Below are 18513 nucleotides of genomic sequence, written 5' to 3' on the forward strand. Positions count from 1 at the left end.
GTTGAGTGGTGGCATCTCAGCACGGATCGGCGCGCCCGGCCAAGGGGGTGGGTGAAGGATTTCACAAAGTCGTGGGACGGCGGCGGCACTTGGGACCGCGCGGCTCGCACGCCCGCGACCTCAGCTCATGCGCAACGCCAGGAAGAAATCGAGCTTGTCCTCCAGCCGCGAGAGGTCCCGGCCCGTCAACTGCTCGATACGGCCCACCCGGTAACGCAGTGTGTTGACGTGCAGGTGGAGACGGGTCGCGCAGCGCGTCCAGGAGCCGTCGCAGTCGAGGAAGGCCTCCAGGGTGGGAATCAGCTCGGCCCGGTGCCTGCGGTCGTAGTCGCGCAGCGGGTCGAGCAGCCGGGCGGTGAAGGCACGGCGGACGTCGTCCGGCACGAACGGCAGCAGCAGCACGTGCGAGGCCAGCTCCTGGTGGCCGGCCGCGCAGACCCGGCCGGGACGCGCCGCGGCCACCCGGCGGGCGTGCCGTGCCTCCTCCAGCGCGCCGCGCAGCCCCTCCGCCGAGTGCACGGCGGCGCTCACCCCGAGCGTCAGCCGCCCGTCGTCGTTCAGGCCCGCCGACAGCGGATCCCGTACGGCCTCCAGGAGCGAGTCGGCCAGCAGCCCGGACTCGGAACCGTCGTGCTCGGACGACACCGCCGGAAGGGGTACGAGGGCGATCGCTTCGTCACCCGTGTGGGCGACGGCGATGCGGTCGGAGTGCTCGGGGCCCGTCGATAGCGGGTCGACGAGGATCTCCTCCAGGAGCGACTGGGCGACCGGGCCGCCCTCGATGTCGCCGCCGTCCCACTCGACGCGGGCCACCACCACCTGCCAGTGCGGAGCCGCCCCGAGGCCGGGCAGCAGCACCGGAGCGGCCACCCGCAGCCTCGCGGCGATCTCGGCGGGCGCCGCGCCCGTCTGCACGAGCTCCAGAACCTCCTGGGCGAGCCGGCGGCGCACCGAGCGCGCCGCGTCCCGCCGGTCCCGCTCGACCGAGATCAGCTGGGTGACGCCCTGGAGCAGGTCGAGCCGCTCCTCCGGCCAGTCCCCGGCGTCCGCCTCGACCGCCAGCAGCCAGTCGGACAGCACCGTCTCCCGCACGTCCCGGGACGCGGCCGCGGCGCGGCCGGACGAGCGGATCGGGAACAGCGAGTACGTCGTCGGGCCCACCGCCACCCGGTGCGGCCCGCGCCGGCCCGTGCGGGACGCCGCCAGATGCTCGGCGGCCAGCTTCGCGCACACGCCGGCGGGCAGCCCGGGGCCGTTGCGTTCGGCGCCCGCGACGGGCCGGCCGGTGGGGGAGAGCACCCAGGCCCGCAGGTCCAGGTCGGAGCCGAGCAGATCGAGCACCACGTCGGGGCCGCCGCCCGCCGGACCGGACGTCATCATCCGCCGGTGCCGGTCCACGACGGCCGCCAGGTCACCGGCCCGCTCGCCCGACACCTGCCGTACGACGTGCTCGGTGATCGTCGCGAAGGCCACCGACTCGTTGACGGCGAAGAGCGGCAGCCGGTGCCGGGTGCAGGCCAGGACCAGGTCGTCCGGGATGTCGCCCTGCTCCGCCTCACCGGCGGCGAGGGCCGCCACACCGGCCCCCGCGAGGATGCGGACGAAGGGCTCGGAGTCCCCCGAGTCGTGCCGCCAGGCGAGGCCCGTGAGGACCAGCTCGCCGCCCGAGAGATAGCGGCTGGGGTCCTTGAGGTCCGTCGTCATCACACCGCGCACGGTGCGATCCAGTTCGTCCTCGCCGCCGAGCAGCCGCAGGCCCAGCGCGTCGGTGTCCAGCAGTGCGCGCAGCCGCATGTCTCGTCGCCGCCGTTCTTTGTCTCGAAATCTACGATGGATCCGGTAGGAGGCCCCGGCGAGCGGGTTCCCGGTCCCCGCGGAGCGGTCACCGGTCCCGCGGACGGTGGTCTCGGGCCCCTGCGAGGCCGTGTGCTGGGCTTTCGCGAGCTGCGCTCACTGTTTCCCAGGCTGTGCCGGATGTTTCCCGGGGAAAGCGGAGAGGTTACTGATGACCTCCGTTCATACGAATCTACAAGATGCGCGCGCTGGCCAGCCAACTCCTTCATGGTTTCGGTGACTGACCCCAGTGGAGGACAGGGCTGTGTACTGACGTCAATCCGCGTTAACAGCACATGAACGAGCCGGGCCCGCCGCACACGATCTGGCTTGATCGGTACGACCCTCGATTACGAATGAAGAGAGCCACTCATGGACTTCCTTCGCCCCGCCAGCTGGGAGGAGGCGCTCGCCGCCAAGGCCGAGCACCCCACGGCTGTGCCGATTGCGGGAGGCACCGATGTGATGGTCGAGATCAACTTCGACCACCGTCGGCCCGAGTACCTCCTCGACCTGAACCGCATCGGTGAGCTGAGCGAGTGGGAGGCCGGCGAGGAGAGCGTGCGCCTGGGCGCCTCCGTTCCGTACTCCACGATCATGGAGCAGCTGCGCGGCGAGCTGCCCGGCCTGGCCCTCGCCTCGCACACGGTCGCCTCCCCGCAGATCCGCAACCGCGGCGGTGTCGGCGGCAACCTCGGCACCGCCTCCCCGGCCGGCGACGCCCACCCGGCGCTGCTCGCCGCGGGCGCCGAGGTCGAGGTCGAGTCCGTGCGCGGCTCGCGCCTGATCCCGATCGACGAGTTCTACACCGGCGTGAAGCGCAACGCGCTCGCCGCCGACGAGCTCATCAGGGCCGTCCACATCAAGAAGGCCGACGGCCCGCAGCAGTACTCCAAGGTCGGCACCCGCAACGCGATGGTCATCGCCGTCTGCGCCTTCGGCCTCGCGCTGCACCCCGGGACCCGCACGGTCCGCACCGGCATCGGCTCGGCCGCGCCCACCCCGGTCCGTGCCAGGACCGCCGAGGAGTTCCTGAACGCGGCGCTCGACGAGGGCGGCTTCTGGGACAACGGAAAGATCATCACCCCGTCGGTCGCCAAGCAGTTCGCGGACCTCTGCTCCGCCGCCTGCAACCCGATCGACGACGTCCGGGGCACCGCGAGCTACCGCCGCCACGCGGTGGGCATCATGGCCCGCCGGACGCTCACCTGGGCCTGGGAGTCGTACCGCGGCACCGCCGCAAGCACGGAGGGAGTCGCGTAATGCGCGTCAATTTCACGGTCAACGGCCGTCAGCAGGAAGCCGACGACGTCTGGGAGGGCGAGAGCCTGCTCTACGTCCTGCGCGAGCGCATGGGCCTGCCCGGCTCCAAGAACGCCTGTGAGCAGGGCGAGTGCGGCTCCTGCACGGTCCGCCTCGACGGCGTACCGGTGTGTGCGTGTCTCGTCGCGGCCGGCCAGGTCGAGGGGCGCGAGGTCGTCACGGTGGAGGGGCTCGCGGAGTTCGCGAAGCAGCGCTCCTGCGGGACGGGCGCCTGCGGTACGCCGGGCACGTCGCTCCAGGACGCCCAGCAGTGGAACTCCAGGCCCCAGGACTCCCACACCGGCGAAGGCGGTGAACTCGCCCCCATCCAACAGGCGTTCATCGACGCGGGCGCCGTCCAGTGCGGCTTCTGCACCCCCGGCCTGCTCGTCGCGGCCGACGAGATGCTGGAGCGCAACCCGACCCCGACCGACGCGGACATCCGCGAGGCGCTCTCGGGCAACCTGTGCCGCTGCACCGGTTACGAGAAGATCATGGACGCGGTCCGCCTGGCGGCCGCCCGGCAGTCTGAGGCGGTCTGACCATGGGAACGACTGGTACGCCCACCAATCTCACGCAGGGCTCCAAGACCAAGGGTGGCATCGGCGAGTCGACGCTCCGCCCGGACGGCACCCTCAAGGTCACCGGCGAGTTCGCGTACTCGTCCGACATGTGGCACGAGGACATGCTCTGGGGCCAGATCCTGCGCTCCACGGTGGCCCACGCGGAGATCGTGTCGATCGACACGGCCGAGGCGCTGAAGACCCCCGGCGTCTACGCCGTCATGACGTACGACGACCTGCCGACCGAGGTGAAGAACTACGGCCTGGAGATCCAGGACACCCCGGTCCTCGCGCACGGCAAGGTACGCCACCACGGCGAGCCGGTCGCGATCGTCGCCGCCGACCATCCGGAGACCGCGCGCCGCGCCGCCGCCAAGATCAAGGTCGAGTACCGCGAACTGCCGGTCATCACGGACGAGGCGTCCGCTACCGCGCCCGACGCGATCCTGATCCACGAGAACCGCGACGACCACCACATCGGCCACGTCCCGCACCCGAACATCGTGCACCGCCAGCCGATCATCCGCGGCGACGCCGACGAGGCCGCCAAGAAGGCCGACTTCGTCGTCAGGGGCGAGTACACCTTCGGCATGCAGGACCAGGCCTTCCTCGGCCCCGAGTCCGGCCTCGCCGTGCCCTCCGAGGACGGCGGTGTCGAGCTCTACATCGCCACCCAGTGGCTGCACTCGGACCTCAAGCAGATCGCGCCCGTCCTCGGCCTGCCCGAGGACAAGGTCCGTATGACGCTCTCCGGCGTCGGCGGCGCCTTCGGTGGCCGCGAGGACCTGTCGATGCAGATCCACGCCTGCCTGCTCGCGCTGCGCACCGGCAAGCCCGTCAAGATCGTCTACAACCGCTTCGAGTCCTTCTTCGGGCATGTGCACCGCCACCCGGCGAAGCTCTCCTACGAGCACGGCGCCACCAAGGACGGCAAGCTCACGCACATGAAGTGCAGGATCGTCCTGGACGGCGGCGCCTACGCGTCGGCCTCCCCGGCGGTCGTCGGCAACGCCTCCTCGCTGAGCGTCGGCCCGTACGTCATCGACGACGTCGACATCGAGGCCATCGCGCTCTACAGCAACAACCCGCCCTGCGGCGCCATGCGCGGCTTCGGCGCGGTCCAGGCGTGCTTCGCCTACGAGGCCCAGATGGACAAGCTCGCCGACAAGGTGGGCATGGACCGGGTCGAGTTCCGTCAGCTCAACGCGATGGAGCAGGGCACGCTCCTGCCGACCGGACAGCCGGTCGACTCGCCGGCCCCGGTCGCCGAGATCCTGCGCCGCGTCAAGGCGATGCCGCTGCCGCCCGAGCGCCAGTGGGAGAGCTCCGAGGGCGCCGACGTACGCCAGCTGCCCGGCGGACTGTCCAACACCACGCACGGCGAGAGTGTCGTCCGCGGAGTCGGCTACGCGGTCGGCATCAAGAACGTCGGCTTCTCCGAGGGGTTCGACGACTACTCAACTGCCAAGGTACGCATGGAGGTTGTCGGCGGCGAGCCCGTCGCGACCGTGCACACCGCGATGGCGGAGGTCGGCCAGGGCGGTGTCACCGTCCACGCGCAGATCGCCCGCACCGAGCTGGGCGTCACCCAGGTGACCATCCACCCGGCCGACACCCAGGTGGGCAGCGCCGGTTCGACGTCCGCGTCCCGTCAGACGTACGTCACCGGCGGCGCCGTCAAGAACTCCTGCGAGCTCGTCCGCGAGAAGGTCCTGGAGCTCGGCCGCCGCAAGCTCGGCACGTACCACCCGGCGTGGGCGACGGCGGAACTGCTCCTGGAGGGCGGCAAGGTCGTCACCGACGGCGGCGAGGTCCTCGCCGACCTGGTGGACGTGCTGGAGGGCGAGTCCGTCGAGGTCGAGGCCGAGTGGCGGCACCGTCCGACCGAGCCCTTCGACCTGCGCACCGGCCAGGGCAACGGCCATGTCCAGTACTCGTTCGCCGCGCACCGCGCCGTCGTCGAGGTGGACACCGAGCTCGGCCTGGTCAAGGTCATCGAACTGGCCTGCGCCCAGGACGTCGGCAAGGCGCTCAACCCGCTCTCCGTGATCGGCCAGATCCAGGGCGGCACCATCCAGGGCATGGGCATCGCGGTGATGGAGGAGATCGTCGTCGATCCCAAGACCGCGAAGGTCAGGAACCCCTCCTTCACGGACTACCTGCTCCCCACCATCCTCGACACGCCGACCATCCCCGTCGACGTGCTCGAACTCGCCGACGACCACGCCCCGTACGGGCTCCGTGGCATCGGCGAGGCCCCGACCCTGTCGTCCACCCCGGCCGTCCTCGCGGCGATCCGGAACGCGACGGGTCTCGAGCTCAACCGGACGCCGGTACGTCCTGAGCACCTCACCGGCACCGCCTGAGCGACCTGAGCCCTCCGGGCGGTGCGTGCCTCCCAGGAACGTCACACTTCCGGCCGGGAACGTCACACGTCCCGCCGCCCGCGCCGCCCGGAGAAACCAAGTACCGCACCGCTCGCGGAACTTGCCGCACCAGTCAGTACCCAGTCAGTACCAGCAACAGATCCAGTCAGTACCCAGTCAGTACCAGCAACAGATCCTGATCGTTCGTCTCGGGCCGTCCCCCGGGTCGTGCGGCCGAAGCATTTCCCAAATCCCGCAACCGCGCTCGCGGTCGGACCAGCCGTCAGAGCGGCTGGGGCGGGTGCCCCTTTGAACCTTGGGAGTAGGCCCACATGACCCAGCAGTCACTCGAGCCGAAGACCACCGCGGAGGACGCGGGCACGGGCAGCCGTGTCCCGGCCGGCCGGTCTTGGCTCGACCGGTACTTCCACATATCCCACAGAGGATCGTCGGTCGCGCGTGAGGTGCGCGGCGGTGTCACCACCTTCATGGCGATGGCGTACATCCTGCTGCTCAACCCGCTCATCCTGTCCGGCAAGGACGCGGCCGGGGACACCCTCGGCCAGCAGGCGCTGATCACCGCGACCGCGTTCGCGGCCGCCTTCAGCACGCTGCTCATGGGCTTCTTCGGCAAGGTGCCGCTGGCCCTCGCCGCCGGCCTCTCCGTCTCGGGTGTGCTCTCCTCGCAGGTCGCCCCGCAGATGACCTGGCCGCAGGCCATGGGTATGTGCGTGATGTACGGCGTCGTGATCATGCTCCTGGTCGTCACCGGGCTGCGCGAGATGATCATGAACGCGATCCCGCTGGCGCTGAAGCACGCCATCACGATGGGCATCGGCCTGTTCGTCGCGCTGATCGGCTTCTACAAGGCCGGCTTCGTGCACCAGGGCAAGGCCACGCCGGTCACCCTCGGCCCGGCCGGTGAACTCGCCGGCTGGCCGGTCCTGCTCTTCGCGGCGACCCTGCTGCTCATCTTCATGCTCCAGGCCCGGGGCATCCCCGGCGCGATCCTGATCGGCATCCTCTCGGGCACGGTCATCGCCGTGATCCTCAACGCCGCGGGCGTCATCGACCCCAAGGAGTGGGCGAGCGGCGCTCCCGAACTGCACGGCAGCGCGGTCTCGATGCCGGACTTCTCGCTCTTCGGCAACGTCGAGTTCGGCGGCTGGGGCGAGGTCGGCGCGATGACGGTCGGCATGATCGTCTTCACCCTCGTGCTCGCCGGGTTCTTCGACGCGATGGCCACCATCATCGGCGTCGGCACGGAGGCCAAGCTGGCCGACGCGCAGGGCCGGATGCCGGGCCTGTCCAAGGCGCTGTTCATCGACGGCGCGGGCGGTGCGGTCGGCGGAGTCGCCGGTGCCTCCGGGCAGACGGTGTTCGTCGAGTCCGCGACCGGCGTCGGCGAGGGCGCCCGTACGGGTCTGTCCTCCGTCGTCACCGGCCTGTTCTTCGCGGCCTGCCTCTTCTTCACCCCGCTCACCGCGATCGTCCCCGGCGAGGTCGCCGCCGCCGCGCTCGTCGTCATCGGCGCCATGATGATGATGAACGCCCGGCACGTGGACTGGGCCGACCGCGCCACCGCGATCCCGGTCTTCCTGACCGTCGTGATCATGCCGTTCACGTACTCCATCACCGCGGGCGTCGCGGCCGGGGTCCTGTCGTACGTCGCCATCAAGACCGCCCAGGGCAAGGCCAGGGAGATCGGGGCGTTCATGTGGGGGCTGACGGTGATCTTCCTCGTCTTCTTCGCCCTCAACCCGATCGAGAGCTGGATGGGCGTCCACTGACGCTCCGGGTCCCGTGCTCGGGCCGGCGCCCGCCTCGCGCCGCCGGCCCGGCCGGGGGACCCACCCTCCACCACCGTCGTTAAGGAGACCGAGAGATGCTGGACATCGCCGAAGAGCTGCACCGGTGGGTCGAGCAGGGACGCGACTTCGCCGTGGCCACCGTGGTGGCCGTCGGCGGCAGCGCACCCCGCCAGCCGGGCGCCGCACTGGCCGTCGACTCCGACGGCACGGCGATCGGCTCGGTCTCCGGCGGCTGCGTGGAGGGCGCGGTCTACGAACTGTGCCAACAGGCGCTGGCGGACGGCGAGACCGTCCTGGAACGCTTCGGGTACAGCGACGAGGACGCCTTCGCCGTGGGGCTGACCTGCGGCGGCATCATCGACATCCTCGTGACACCGGTCCGGGCCACCTCGCCGACGCGCGAGGTGTTCGCCGCAGCGCTGGCCGCCGCCGCCCGTGGGGAGGCGGCGGCGGTCGCCCGGATCGTCGCCGGTCCCGCCGACCTGATGGGCCGCGCGCTCGTCGTACGGCCCGACGGATCGTACGAGGGCGGCTTCGGCGCCCATCCCGAGCTGGACCGCACGGTGGTGGGCGAGGCGGGGGCCTTCCTGGACGCCGGCCGCACCGGCACGCTGGAGATCGGAGAGCAGGGCTCTCGTTGCGGAGCACCGCTCACGGTTCTCGTCGAGTCGTCGGTCCCGCCGCCCCGGATGATCGTCTTCGGCGCCATCGACTTCGCCTCGGCACTGGTCCGCATCGGCAAGTTCCTGAACTATCACGTGACGGTGTGCGACGCCCGCCCGGTGTTCGCCACGGCCACCCGCTTCCCGGACGCCGACGAGATCGTCGTCGAGTGGCCGCACCAATACCTCGAACGCACGGACGTCGACTCCCGGACCGTCCTGTGCGTCCTCACCCATGACGCCAAGTTCGATGTGCCCCTCCTGAAGCTCGCGCTGCGCCTGCCGGTCGCCTACGTCGGCGCGATGGGATCCCGGCGCACACATCTGGAACGCAACGAGCGCCTGCGCGAAGTCGGCGTCTCCGACTGGGAGTTGACCCGGCTCCGGTCGCCCATCGGCCTCGATCTGGGCGCCCGTACGCCCGAGGAGACAGCCCTGTCCATCGCCTCGGAGATCGTCGCCAACCGGCGTGGCGGCAGCGGGATCTCACTCACCGGGGCGCACACGCCGATCCACCACGACGCGACGTCGTTGCCGACGGGACGGATCGAGTCGGTGGCCTGAGCGGCGTACGGGGTCGTGGCCTGAGCGGCGCACCGGGCCGGTTGCCTGAGCATGGCCGGGCCGGGCCGGTGGCGGTCCGGGTGGTCAGCCGGGGGCCTGGGCGGGGGTGGGGGCGATTCCGCCGAGCCTTGAGGGCCGTGAGGCACCGTCCCGGCGAGAGATCGCTCCGCGGGTCCCTGTCCTGCGCGGCCCTGCCCGTCGGCACGCCGGCCTGCGGCGCGCGGCCCGTTGGCGCCCTATCCCCCGGCGCCCCGCAACAACCCGTCCACCGCCCGCCCGAACATCCGTCGGGCGACCCACGCCAGCGGCCGATCGCACAGGCGGGGCAGCCATCGCACCCGCAGTTCCTCCCGCCAGACGATCCGTGAACCCCCACGGTCGCTCGCGTGCACCTCGATCTCGGCCCACCCGGTGACGAAGGTGCCGCGCTTGGCCAGCCGGCACGTTCCCGGCCGGTCCTCCCGCGGAGGGTCCCAGGCGACGACCTCCATCGGATCGTCGAAGGCCAGCGGGCCCAGTCCCGACCGCGCCACGAAGACGGTGCCCTCGCACGTCGGCGGGGGAGTGACCACGGTGACCCGCGTCAGCGGGACCACGTCGGCATGCCGTTCCCACCGAGTGAGACACCGCCAGGCCTCGGAGGCGGAAGCGGGAGTAACGCGTTCCAGGACGAAAAGGACCACGGGACGATCGTATGCGGACGCTGGGGCGGCGGGCGGCGGAGCGGCGGGCGGCGGAGCGGCAGGACGGCAGGACGGCAGGACGGCAGGACAGCGGAGCAGCGGGCCGGTGGAAGGCGAACGCGGGACCGCCCGGGGGCGGACGCGGGACGGCGGGACGGCGGAACACGGCACGCGGGGCGCCGAGGGGGGCGGGGCGGTGTACGGAGTGGCTGTCCGGGATGTGAACGCCGGCGCGAGCAAATCTGCGTCGGCGTACCGCCGTTGACACGCCGAGTGTCTGCTCTGCGGCTCCCCGACGGTCACCCGGATACGCTGCGTCCAACCATGATCCACTGCTCAGCCGAGTCACTGCACCGCGTGCGGTGACCGACCAGGCGACAGGAGCCCCCTTGCCGGACCAGCCCTATGTCATCGACCCCGCAGGCGCCGACCTCCACGGTGAGGCGGACCGGCTCCGCGATCGCGGTGCCGCCGCGCTCATAGAACTCCCGGGTGGGATACGGGCCTGGGCCCCCACCCGGCACGACGTACTCAAAGGGCTCCTCGCCGACGACCGGGTCTCCAAGGACCCCAACCAGCACTGGCCCGCTTGGATCGACGGCGAGTACCGCGACAGCTGGATCAACCTCTGGGTCGGCGTGACCAACATGTTCACGGCGTACGGAGCCGACCACCGCAGGCTGCGCAAGCTCGTCTCCCCGGCGTTCACGAAACGCCGCACGGATGCCCTCGGGCCCCGCATCGAAGAACTCACCGCCGGCCTGCTCGACCGCATGGCCGAGGCCCCCGACGGACGGGCCGACCTCCGCTCCGCCTACGCGCACCCCCTCCCGATGCAGGTCATCTGCGAACTGTTCGGCCTGCCGGAGGACCAGCGGGCCGACACCGCGCGCCTCATCGAGGCCAACATGGACACCACGATCACTCCAGAGCAGGCCATGGCCACCTGGCGGGAAATCCACGAACTGCTCGCCGGACTGGTCGCGTTGAAGCGCGAGCAGCCCGGCGAAGACATGACCACCGCCCTGATCGCCGCCCGCGACGAGGAGGGGTCACAGCTCAGCGAGACGGAGCTGATCGACACGCTCCTGCTCGTCATCGGCGCGGGCCACGAGACGACGGTGAACCTGATCGGCAACGCCGTCCACGCCCTGCTCTCCCACCCGGACCAGCTGGCCCGCGTGCAGAACGGGGAGATCCCGTGGAACGACGTGATCGAGGAGACCCTCCGCTGGGCCCCCTCGATCGCCAACCTCCCGCTGCGGTACGCCGTCGAGGACATCGAGCTCTCCGACGGCACGCTGATCGCGCGGGGCGAGGCGATCCTGGCGACGTACGCGGCGGCGGGCCGGGATCCGCTGAAGCACGGCGCGGACGCCGCCGCCTTCGACCTCACCCGGGCCGACAAGGAACACCTGGCGTTCGGCCACGGCGTTCACTACTGCATCGGCGCCCCGCTGGCCCGTCTGGAGGCATCCGTCGCGCTCCCGGCACTCTTCGGACGTTTCCCCGCTCTGCGCCTCGACGAGTCCGCGCAGCCGGCCCGCCTCGCCGACTCCTTCATCGGCCACGGCTACCGGACACTGCCCGTCCGGCTCACCTGACGGTCCATCAAGCCGGTATCCGCCAACGGACTTCGCCTTCCCCGGTCCCATCGGCTGCGGCACCGTGCTCGGGCGACGACGACGAAGACGTGCCCCCGTTCCTTCAGCGCGTCGATGGTGCCGGCGACCGTGGCCGCGGTGTCCGGGTTGCTGTCGTGGAGCGGGCGCCCCCCTCGCCCGCCCCCACCCCCTCCGTCTGAGACCCTTCCGCCCCCAACTCCCCAGCTCAGCAGCCCCTTTACCGCATAACTCAACAGCTGTAGAATTCAACCCGTCGAGAATTTCAGTGCGCCGAGCGGGCGGTGAGGCACGTGAAGGTGACCGGCGGGGCGGGTTCGCGTCCGGGGTACGACGTTGCCGTGATCGGGGGCGGCTTCGCGGGGTCGCTGCTCGCCGCGGTCCTGGCGCGGAACGGCGTCCGGACGCTTCTGGCCGAGGGGCAGGCGCAGCCGCGGTTCGCGGTGGGGGAGTCGATGGTGCCGTACACCGCGGCCCTGGCCCGGGTGGTCGCCCGGCGGTACCGGGTACCCGAGATCGAACAGCTCGGCAGCCTCAAGGCGGTTCAGCGGGCGGTCTCCCCGCGCTGCGGGGTGATGCGCAACATGGGGTTCGTCCTCCACCGCGAGCGGCTGCGCCAGCATCCGGGCGAGACCTACCAGGTCGTCAACCCCTCGGTCGTACCGCCCGTGCCGCACCTCTTCCGGGAGGACGTCGACGCACACTTGCTGGGCGTCGCGCGCCGGTACGGCGCCGAGGTGCGCACCGGGCCCGGCGCCCGCGTCGAGGGCGTGCGGATCGACGCGGAGCACGGGGTGAGCCTGCGCACCGGGAGCGGTGAGGAGTTCACCGCCCAGTACGTGGTCGACGCGGCCGGTCATGAGGCGCCGGTGGCAAGGGAGTTGGGGCTCCGGGAGGAGCCGGCCCTGGCGCGCCACCACTCACGCGGTCTGTTCACCCACATGACGGGGGTGATCCCGTACGACGAGACACCCGCGGGACGTCAGCACGGCCAGCCCGGCCGCTGGCACCAGGGCACCCTGCACCACGTCTTCGACGGCGGCTGGTTGTGGGTCATCCCCTTCGACAACCAGCCGCGTTCCACCAACAGCCGTTGCAGCGTGGGCCTCGTACTGGACCCGCGCAAGTACCCCGACCCCGGTCTGCCGCCGCAGCGGGAGTTCGAGGCGTTCCTCACCCGGTTCCCGGACATCGCCCGGCAGTTCGAGTACGCGGCGCCGGCCCGGCCCTGGACCTCCACGGGCCGGCTCCAGTACTCCTCGAAGCGGATCGTGGGCGACCGTTTCTGTCTGGCCTCGCACGCCGCCGGGTTCGTCGACCCGCTCTACTCCAGGGGTCTGGCGCACAGCCTGGAAGTGGTCAACGCCCTCGGCCGGCGCCTGATCGACGCGTCCCGTGACGGCGACTGGTCCACCCCGCGGTTCCAGTACGTCGAGGATCTCCAGCAGGCACTCTTCGAGGCGCACGACGATCTGACGTACGCGTCCTTCGTGGCCTTCCGCGACTTCGACCTCTTCAACGCGGTCGTCCGCACCTGGACGGTGAGCACCGTGCTGGGCGCGCTGGCGGTGGAGAACGCCTGCGCCGCGTACGGCAGAAGCGGCGACGACTCCGTCTTCCGTGATCTGGAGAGCGGCCGGCACCCTGGATCGCCGTTCCCGGACAGCGACCACTTCCATGCCCTCGGGCCGCTCGCCCGCACGCTGTGCGAAGAGGTGGAGGCCGGCACGCGCACCCCGAAGGCGGCGGCAGACCGTCTCTTCGACGTCATCCGGCAGGCGGACTATCTCCCCCCGTCCCTGGGCCTCGGGGATCCGGCGGACCGGTTCTTCCACAACACTCCCGCCCGTATCGCGCGGGCCGCCCGCTGGGTCCGCACCGACGCTCCCGACGATGTCGCCGAGTTGCTCAAGGGCGCCATGGGCGGACTCCTCAGGGAGCGGCTGCGCGGAGCTCGCGGTCCCGGCTGACCCAGTGCCTGTCCGGCGGATCAGGCCCCCCGCTCGTGCGGCCGAACGTACCCCGGCCGCCGTCCTGTCCGACCCGACGACAAGGAGAGAACACGTGGACTCAACGGTCAACTCAGGTCTGGAGAAGGAGACTTACGACGTCGCGATCCTCGGTTCCGGAGTCTCCGGATCGCTCCTCGGGGCGATCCTGGCCCGGCACGGCACCAAGGTCCTTCTCCTGGACGCCGGTTCGCATCCGCGCTTCGCGATCGGCGAGTCGACGATTCCGTACACCCTGGTGTCCCTGCGCACCCTCGCGGAGCGCTACGACGTGCCGGAGATCGCCGCGCTCGCCTCGTTCACCGACACCACCCGCACCATCGGTCCGCGCTTCGGCGTGAAACGGCACTTCGGATTCCTGCTCCACCACGAAGGCGCGCCGCAGAACCCCCGCGAGGTCAACGAGTTCAACACCCCGCCCCAACTGCTGCACGAAGCAGCCCACTTATTCCGTCAGGACACCGACTCGTATCTCTTCCAGGTGGCCGTCAAGTACGGCTGCAAGGCGCGCCAGAACTTCTTCGTCACGGACATCGACTTCGACGGTTCGGGCGTGACCCTGGCCGGGCGCGGTGGCGAGTACCGGGCGCGCTATCTGGTGGACGCCAGCGGATTCCGCTCGCCGGTCGCCGACAAGTTCGGGCTGCGGGAGGACCCCTGCCGGTTCAAGCACCACTCCCGCTCGATCTGGAACCACGTGGTCGACCTGACCCCCACCGACCGGCTCTTCGACCATCTGCCCGACCACCAGCGGCCGCCCGTGCCCTGGTACGAGGGCACGGTCCACCACATGTTCGACCGCGGCTGGGGCTGGGTGATCGGCTTCAACAACAACAAGTGGTCCAAGAACCCGCTGTGCAGCGTCGGCATGACGGTCGACCCGCGGCGCTTCCCCAAGCCGGAAGGGATCAGCGCGGAGGAGGACTTCGCGCGACTGGCCGCGCCCTACCCGGACATCGTCCGGCAGTTCGAGGGCATGAAGCCCGTCCGGGAATGGACGTCGACCGGGCGGTTGCAGTACTCCTCGAAACAGACCGCGGGCGACCGCTGGTTCCTGCTGTCGCACGCGGCCGGCTTCCTCGACCCGCTCTTCTCGCGAGGTCTGTCCAACACCACCGAGGCCCTGAACGTGCTGGCCTGGCGGCTGCTGGCCGCGGTCAAGGACGACGACTTCTCCGGCGACCGGTTCGCACCCGTGGACCGGCTCCAGCAGTCGCTCTTCGACTACAACGACTCGCTGGTCAACTCGGCCTTCATCTCCTGGTGCGACTACGACCTGTGGAGCGCGGTCTTCAGGATCTGGGCGTGGGGCGCCAACGCGGGCGTGTACCGGATGCAGAGCGCCCTCACCAAGTTCCGCAAGGACGGCCGTGACAGCCACTTCGTGGACCTGGAGGAGGTGCCGTACCCAGGGCTGTACTGGCCCGACCACGACGGCTTCGCCGAACTGTACGAGACGATGGTCAAGCAGTGCGAGGCCGTGGAGGCCGGTGCGGTGCGTGCCCCGGACGCCGCGGACCGGCTGTACGACCGGCTGCAGAGCGCCAACTTCGTGCCCAAGCACTTCGGATACGCCGAGCGCGAGGTGCGGTTCCTGAACCCGCGGCCCAAAGCCCTGCTGAAGATGCTGCGTTGGGCCGCAACGGAAGCGGACCCCGTGGTCCGCAAGCTCGTGCTCGGCAACGGCCGTGAGGCGGTCAAGGCCCGGCTGAAGGGCAGCAAACTCTTCTGAGCAGGTGACGGCGGGCGGGGCCGGCCGGCGAGGGGGAGGCCGTACGTCCATGGGCGCACCGACCGCGTCGGCGAAACTCATGGCCCGTGGTGCCGGCCTTTCGCGTGCGGGGTCCTGCTCGCGGCCGGGTTCCCGTCCCCTCGCCGCTCGGCGCCGATTACCTCACCGGCGAACGCGTCAAAATCTATGTTGGCCGGAGTAGACATTGGTCGGTGACCTGGTTATGGTTTTCCTCGTAGCCAGCAGGACAGCAGGGCCTGGCAGACACGAACTGCCGGGCAGCAGTACGTATTTTGCAGTGCGCAGGACGGTGTGGTGGTGGAGTTCCGAAGCCAGGATTGCTGCAGGACGGCGACGGGGCTGACGACCGCACCGGGTGGCCCGCAGTGGTCAGGAGCCGCCGTGAGCAGTGCCGTAGTGGCAGTAACCGCACGTGTGGTTCGCAGTACTCCGCAGTGAAGTCAGTGAGCAGCACCTCGGTGAAGGCGTCGGCTGCGGACGCGCGCACCGGGACGTTCGGCAGTGGGGTTCCAAGCCAGAGCAGACGCACGACGGGCAACGGGGCTGGCTGCCGAAGCGTGGCGCTACCGCAGGCCACTGAGCAGTAGGTATCACCAGCAGTTCGCGTCACCGGAAGTACGCAGTCCCGTTTGAAAAGTGATCGATCCCAGAGGGAAGAACGGAGGAGCCCCGCGCCATCAGGATCGCCCGGGCGGAAGTCCTGAGCCCGGGTACCGCAGGACATCGACAGTGAGGTGGTCTCCGGTCAAGCAACCGCGATCCCCGCATCCCCGACAGCGTCTCGGTCGGGTCTGCGGAAACAGCACGCCGGCGCAGTACCAAGGCCGGCAGATGGCGTAGCAGTTCCTTCGGGGCCCTGGTGCCGTACGGCACCAGGGCCCCTCAACGCGTTCGAGGCCGCCTGCCGCCTGCCGCCTGCCGCCTGCCGCCTGCCGCACCGTCGTCCTCGAACACCGGCATGCTCGCGGGAGCCCGGCGCATCAAGGCCGCCGCCGAATCTGCGACCCCGGCGGCCGCGGTCTCAGGTGGCTGAGGCCCGCGAGGGGACTCCCCGATCTTCCTTCGGGGCCTGTCCCGGCCGGACGGTGAACGGCGTCACGACGGGCCGGCGTACCGGGCGGCCCCGAAGTCCGAGACCCACACGTTCACCACGCTCCTCTACAGTGGTGTCGACTGTCTACTCGGCTGTAGTCGCTCGGCCGCTCCCGAGGTCCCTGGAGGACCATGCGCCCCAAGATCCTGGTCGTCGAGGACGACCATGCCCTGCGGGACGTCCTGCGCCGTGGCCTGTACGACGAGGACTTCGCCCCGGTGCCCGCCGCCGACGGAGCCACCGCGCTGCGGCTGGTCACCGACGACATCGCCGCCGCCGTGCTGGACGTCGGACTGCCCGACGCGGACGGCCGCGACGTGTGCCAGGCACTGCGAGCCAACGGATTCCACGCCCCGGTGATCTTCCTGACCGCGCATCACCGGCTCACCGACCGGCTCTCCGGATTCTCCGCCGGCGGGGACGACTACCTGCCGAAGCCCTTCCACCTCGCCGAACTGGCGGCCCGGCTGCGCGCCGCCCTCAAGCGGGCCACGCCACCGCCCACGGCCACCTCGGGCGACCTGGTGCTTGACGCGGTCCGCCACACCGCGACGGTCCACGGTGCCCCCGTGTCCCTGACCCCGACCGAGTTCCGACTGCTGGCCACCCTGATGGCGGCCGGCGGCGACCTCGTACGCCGTCGTGAGCTGGTCAGGGCGGGCTGGCCGGAGGGTGCGCAGGTCAGCGAGAACACCTTGGACCAGTATCTGACCAGGCTGCGCCGCAAGCTGCGTGAGGCGGCCAGCGGGGCGACGATCGGTACCGTACGCGGGATCGGCCACCGGCTGTCATGAACCGGATTCTCCGCCGTACGACGCTCGGCCGGCGCCGGGTGACCCAGCTCCTGCGCCGGCTGGCCCCGCGCACGCTGCGCGGCCGGCTCTCCCTCGTGGCGCTGACCACCGCGGCACTGCTGATGGCCGTCCTGACCGTGGCGTTCAACGCCGTGGTGAACCGCCACCTCCAGGTGCAGGCCGATGACGAACTGCACACCCGGGCGGCCGCCGTCGCCACGACCGTCGACACCAGTGGCTCGCGCGTGCGTGTCCTGGAAACGGCCAACGACCGGCTCCTGGACGCCAACGTCTGGATCTACACCGGGACGCGGTTGCTGGAGGAGCCGCCGACCACCGGGGGCGATCACCCGCTGACCGCTGCCGCCGACCGGCTGGCCGCACGCGGAGGGCGGGCGTGCGCGACCGTCCAGGCCCCCGGCACCCGGGCCGTCCGGCTGTGTTCCCTGCCCGTTCCCGGGCGGAATGCCCCTGCCACGATCGTCACGGCCCTGGACCTCACCCCCTATCGAAGCTCGGCCGACACCCTGCTGCTGGGATCGCTGGCCCTGGACGCCGTGATGCTCGTGTGCACCTACGTGCTGACGCGGCTGGCGGTCGGCCGGGCGCTGCGCCCCGTGCGGACGATGACCGACCAGGCCACCCAGTGGAGTGCCGTCGCCTCCGACGACCGCCTCGGCGCCGCGGAAGGCCCCGCCGAACTCGCACGCCTGGGCGCCTCACTGGACGCGCTGCTGGACCGCATCCGCGCCGTACTCCGCCACGAGCGGCAGCTGACCGGCGAGCTGTCCCACGAGCTGCGCACCCCGCTCACCCGGATCATCGTGGAACTCGACTGGTGGCAGGGCCGCCCCCGCTCCGCCGAGGAGACCCGCGCCACTCACCAGGTGGTGGCCGAGGCCGCCCAGTCCATGCGCACCATCTGCGACACGTTGCTGACCGACGCCCGCGACAACACGCGCGACCCGTCAACGGCCCCCGGCACGGCCGACGTTGTCCCTGTTCTGCGCCGTCTCGCCCAGCGGCTCGGCCCACCGGAACAGGTGAAGGCCGTGGTGGAGGCAGCGAGTCCGCGGCTGGAGGCGGGTGTCGCGCCGGCCCTGCTGGAACGCATCGTCAGCCCGCTGCTCGTCAACGCCGTCCGGTACGCCCGCTCGACCGTGACCGTGTCCGCCATGGCGGTGCCCGGCGCCGTAGCCATCGACGTCACCGACGACGGTCCCGGTGTGCCGGAGGTGTTCGTCGGTGAGCTGTTCCAGCCCGGCCGACGAGCCGACTCCGAGGACGGGCACGACGGCGCGGGCCTGGGGCTGCCGCTCGCGCGACGCCTGGCCCGCGCCGTTGGAGGCGAGGTGTCCTACGACCCCGGGCACACACCCGGGGCCCGGTTCACGATCACCCTGCCCGCCGGGTGAGCGGCCGCTCCCGCCCGGTGTTCTTCTTCTCCTCCTGAGCGCC

The 18513-nt window shown here is 71.0% G+C and carries 12 protein-coding genes; 10 read left to right on the forward strand and 2 right to left on the reverse strand.

The annotated features are described in order from the left end of the window. Window positions 1-120: 120 nt before the first annotated feature. The gene (locus ACFVYF_RS25325; protein ID WP_389458845.1) at window positions 121-1794 is read right to left on the reverse strand and encodes a PucR family transcriptional regulator; all 1674 of its coding nucleotides are present in this window, start codon (window positions 1792-1794) and stop codon (window positions 121-123) included. Between the two features lie 411 nt (window positions 1795-2205). Between ACFVYF_RS25325 and ACFVYF_RS25330 the strand changes: the two genes are divergently transcribed. The 5 genes from ACFVYF_RS25330 to ACFVYF_RS25350 all read left to right on the forward strand — a co-directional run bounded on the left by ACFVYF_RS25330 (window position 2206) and on the right by ACFVYF_RS25350 (window position 9101). After that, window positions 2206-3096 carry an FAD binding domain-containing protein gene (locus ACFVYF_RS25330; RefSeq protein ID WP_389458847.1) on the forward strand — a complete coding sequence of 297 codons (891 nt, stop codon included), beginning with the start codon at window positions 2206-2208 and terminating at the stop codon, window positions 3094-3096. Next, entirely contained in the window at window positions 3096-3677 is a 582-nt protein-coding gene (locus ACFVYF_RS25335) for a (2Fe-2S)-binding protein (RefSeq protein ID WP_389458849.1), read from the forward strand. The genes ACFVYF_RS25330 and ACFVYF_RS25335 overlap by 1 nt, the downstream gene beginning before the upstream one ends. 2 nt (window positions 3678-3679) lie before the next feature. Beyond that, complete coding sequence (locus tag ACFVYF_RS25340; protein ID WP_389458851.1) at window positions 3680-6064, forward strand: xanthine dehydrogenase family protein molybdopterin-binding subunit; 2385 nt, start codon at window positions 3680-3682, stop codon at window positions 6062-6064. A gap of 332 nt (window positions 6065-6396) precedes the next feature. Continuing rightward, window positions 6397-7854: an NCS2 family permease gene (locus ACFVYF_RS25345; protein WP_389458852.1), complete on the forward strand. Its 1458-nt coding sequence runs from the start codon at window positions 6397-6399 to the stop codon at window positions 7852-7854. A 95-nt stretch (window positions 7855-7949) separates the two neighbouring features. After that, window positions 7950-9101 carry an XdhC family protein gene (locus tag ACFVYF_RS25350; RefSeq protein ID WP_389458854.1) on the forward strand — a complete coding sequence of 384 codons (1152 nt, stop codon included), beginning with the start codon at window positions 7950-7952 and terminating at the stop codon, window positions 9099-9101. A gap of 236 nt (window positions 9102-9337) precedes the next feature. Here the strand turns inward: ACFVYF_RS25350 and ACFVYF_RS25355 are convergent, their stop codons facing one another. After that, window positions 9338-9784 carry an SRPBCC family protein gene (locus tag ACFVYF_RS25355; RefSeq protein WP_389458856.1) on the reverse strand — a complete coding sequence of 149 codons (447 nt, stop codon included), beginning with the start codon at window positions 9782-9784 and terminating at the stop codon, window positions 9338-9340. Between the two features lie 389 nt (window positions 9785-10173). On the opposite strand from ACFVYF_RS25355, the gene ACFVYF_RS25360 reads away from it, so the two are divergent. From ACFVYF_RS25360 to ACFVYF_RS25380, 5 genes are all read left to right on the forward strand, one after another. After that, complete coding sequence (locus tag ACFVYF_RS25360) at window positions 10174-11388, forward strand: cytochrome P450 (RefSeq protein WP_389458857.1); 1215 nt, start codon at window positions 10174-10176, stop codon at window positions 11386-11388. Window positions 11389-11699: 311 nt separating this feature from the next. Then, window positions 11700-13376, forward strand: a complete 1677-nt coding sequence (locus tag ACFVYF_RS25365) for an NAD(P)/FAD-dependent oxidoreductase (protein ID WP_389458859.1) — start codon at window positions 11700-11702, stop codon at window positions 13374-13376. A gap of 94 nt (window positions 13377-13470) precedes the next feature. Further along, entirely contained in the window at window positions 13471-15147 is a 1677-nt protein-coding gene (locus tag ACFVYF_RS25370; protein WP_389458861.1) for an NAD(P)/FAD-dependent oxidoreductase, read from the forward strand. Between the two features lie 1245 nt (window positions 15148-16392). Continuing rightward, complete coding sequence (locus ACFVYF_RS25375; RefSeq protein ID WP_389458863.1) at window positions 16393-17055, forward strand: response regulator transcription factor; 663 nt, start codon at window positions 16393-16395, stop codon at window positions 17053-17055. Beyond that, on the forward strand, window positions 17052-18470 hold the full coding sequence (locus tag ACFVYF_RS25380; protein WP_389458865.1) for a sensor histidine kinase: 1419 nt from the start codon (window positions 17052-17054) through the stop codon (window positions 18468-18470). Before ACFVYF_RS25375 ends, ACFVYF_RS25380 begins: the two co-directional genes overlap by 4 nt. Window positions 18471-18513 lie beyond the last annotated feature (43 nt).

This window comes from Streptomyces sp. NPDC058274 (assembly GCF_042881375.1).
Classification (GTDB): domain Bacteria; phylum Actinomycetota; class Actinomycetes; order Streptomycetales; family Streptomycetaceae; genus Streptomyces.